Origin of the sequence: Chitinophaga sp., from assembly GCF_036569185.1 — a bacterium.
Taxonomy (GTDB): Bacteria; Bacteroidota; Bacteroidia; order Chitinophagales; family Chitinophagaceae; genus Chitinophaga.
The window spans coordinates 1-2,521 of sequence record NZ_DATCRD010000261.1 but is presented as its reverse complement, the minus strand read 5'-3'; the positions used below and the strand labels follow the sequence as shown (position 1 = coordinate 2,521).

General features: G+C 45.9%; 2 protein-coding genes. Both read left to right on the top strand.

Annotated features, from left to right (window positions below; genetic code table 11):
- Positions 1–273: 273 nt before the first annotated feature.
- Positions 274–1,443 carry a C1 family peptidase gene (locus VIM72_RS20105; RefSeq protein ID WP_332004615.1) on the top strand — a complete coding sequence of 390 codons (1,170 nt, stop codon included), beginning with the start codon at positions 274–276 and terminating at the stop codon, positions 1,441–1,443.
- An 86-nt stretch (positions 1,444–1,529) separates the two neighbouring features.
- A partial coding sequence (locus VIM72_RS20100; protein WP_332004614.1) for a serine hydrolase domain-containing protein occupies positions 1,530–2,521 on the top strand: 992 nt, incomplete at its 3' end.

The window sequence follows — 2,521 nt, the reverse complement described above, 5'->3', positions numbered from 1 at the left end:
GAGAAAACGCATGGTAATAACCGGGTTTGATCATTCATTTGCAATGATAAGAAATCCTGTAACACTTTTGTTTTCCATATGCCGGCAATGATTCCATTTCAGGCTGGTGGTATGCCTGCCGTTGTAGTTATTCTTAATTATAAAATTATCCAGTAAGCAAATAGATGAAGCAACTTTTTTTAATTCATGGTGTCTTTTTATAGTATGAGTTGCACATTGTGACTCAACATTCATCTTCTCAACCGGTTAACAAAAAACATGATCAGCACAACTATGAAAAGAAATCCACTCCCTTCCCTATTATTCCTGTTTTTGTTGCCTTTGATGGAGGCCTGTAAAAGCAAAACTGAAAAGGAAGCTCCGAAACCGTTACCCAAAAGCAATTATGTTTTTTCTGATATTAAAGACATCGCCGCCCTGCCGGTTATCGACCAATGCGCCTCGGGCACCTGCTGGAGTTTTTCCACCACATCTTTCCTTGAATCAGAGATCATCCGGATAAAAGGTGAAAAGATCGATCTTTCGGAGATGTATGCTGTGAGAGGCGCCTATTTACTGAAGGCCCGGAATTATATACTGCGACAAGGCACTGCACGCTTTACCGAAGGTGGGCTCAATCACGATCCGCTGATCACTGCAACTACCTTCGGACTACTGCCGCAAGCGGAATATACCGGCCTGAAAGAAGGAACGACCCGCCACAATCATTTCAAAATGTTCAATGAACTGGATACTGCTGTGAAAAGATTTGCCAACCCGGCCAACAAGGCAGGAATAGGATGGAAAAAGGAGATACCGGATATACTGGACCGTTTTTTAGGAAAAGTGCCGGATCAGTTTCAATATAACGGGAAGACATATACGCCGCTGAGCTTCCTGGGTTATACACAGTTACAACCGGATGACTATCTCACTATTACTTCTTTTACAGATGCCCCATTCTATAACCTTTTCCAGCTGAGCATACCCGCCAACTGGGCCAATGAGCGGTTTTATAACCTGCCCCTGGATGAATTTATGGAAAACATTGATCATGCTGTTGATGCCGGGTTTTCCCTGGCCGTTGACCTGGATGCCAGCGAGCCGGGATTTGCGCCCGACCAGGGAATAGCTGTTCTGCCAGAGAAACAGGAAGACAATACCCTTATACTTACGGATATTCGGCCGGAAAAGAAAGTGACCCAGCAAATGCGCCAGGATGCATTTGAATCTTTCGAAACCACCGACGATCACCTCATGCACATTGTTGGTAAAGCAAAAGATCAACAGGGTAATATCTACTATAAAACAAAAAACTCGTGGGGAACAGGCTCCAGCAGGCAGGGGTTTGTTTACCTGAGCGTGCCTTACATGAGAATGAAAGGCATCTCGGTGCTCCTGCATAAAGATGGCTTATCAGACACAACAAGACGTAAGCTTTGGAAGAACCCGTGCAATGATTAAATTTATCCGGTTCCCGGCAATCGCGGCATGTTTTTAAAACGATGCATGAAATAACCTATTTTGAGGTAATGTATCTATAAGAAAATATGAAACTGGTACTTTTCAACATCGCAATTATCCTGGGTATCTCCGTAAGTTACGGACAAAACACCCGCCGGTTTGCAAGCGACAACCCATTGCATACCAGGCTGGATTCACTGGTAGATAACAGTGTACAACAGTATTTACAGGACAAGCGGGCAGTAGGTGTTTCCATAGGCATAGTTATAAAAGACAAAACTTATTTTTATAACTACGGCGAAACAAAAGCCGGTAACAATCAACTTCCGGGAAACAATACGCTTTACGAGATTGGCTCTACCACCAAAGCCTTTACCGGTATTTTACTCGGGCAGGCGGTACTGGATAAGAAGATAGGTTTGGATGACGATATTCGTAAGTACCTGCAGGGCGCCTATCCGAATCTTGCGTATAAAGGCGTGCCTATCCGGGTAAAAGACCTTACCAATCATACTTCCAGGATCACCCGTATCTTCCCGAATATGTGGGAACGGCCTGAGTACGACTCGCTCAACCCACTGCATGACTATACCCGGCAATTGTTGTATGAGGGCCTGCATAACATGAAAATGGATACCTTCCCCGGGAAAATATCTTCCTATTCCAACATGGCGGTAGCGCTGCTCGGCACCCTGCTCGAGGATGCATATGGCCAGTCTTATTTTTCGCTCGTTTCAAAAAATATCCTGGACCCACTCTCCATGAAGAACACCCGGATCGATATTACCGCATTACCGGCAGACGCCATTGCCTGGCCGCACAATGAAAACCGTGAAGTGGTGCCCTTATGGGACCTGCCCTACCTGCCTGCAATGGGGGCATTGAGATCAACCACGCGCGACCTGGTGGCTTTTATCCAGGCCAATAACACAGACGCTTCGCCGGCTATTGCCCTTTCTCACCAGCTTACTTACGGAACAAACCAGGAAGGTATGGGAATGAACTGGTTCTTACATACCACGCCCGAAGGCTACCGGGTGCTTGAACATAGCGGGGGAACAGGTGGCTCACGCAGTTC

What these genes read in the sequence shown, in the direction of transcription:
- VIM72_RS20105 (WP_332004615.1), top strand. Translation starts at nt 274, where the DNA reads ATGAAAAGAAATCCACTCCCTTCCCTATTATTCCTGTTTTTGTTGCCT.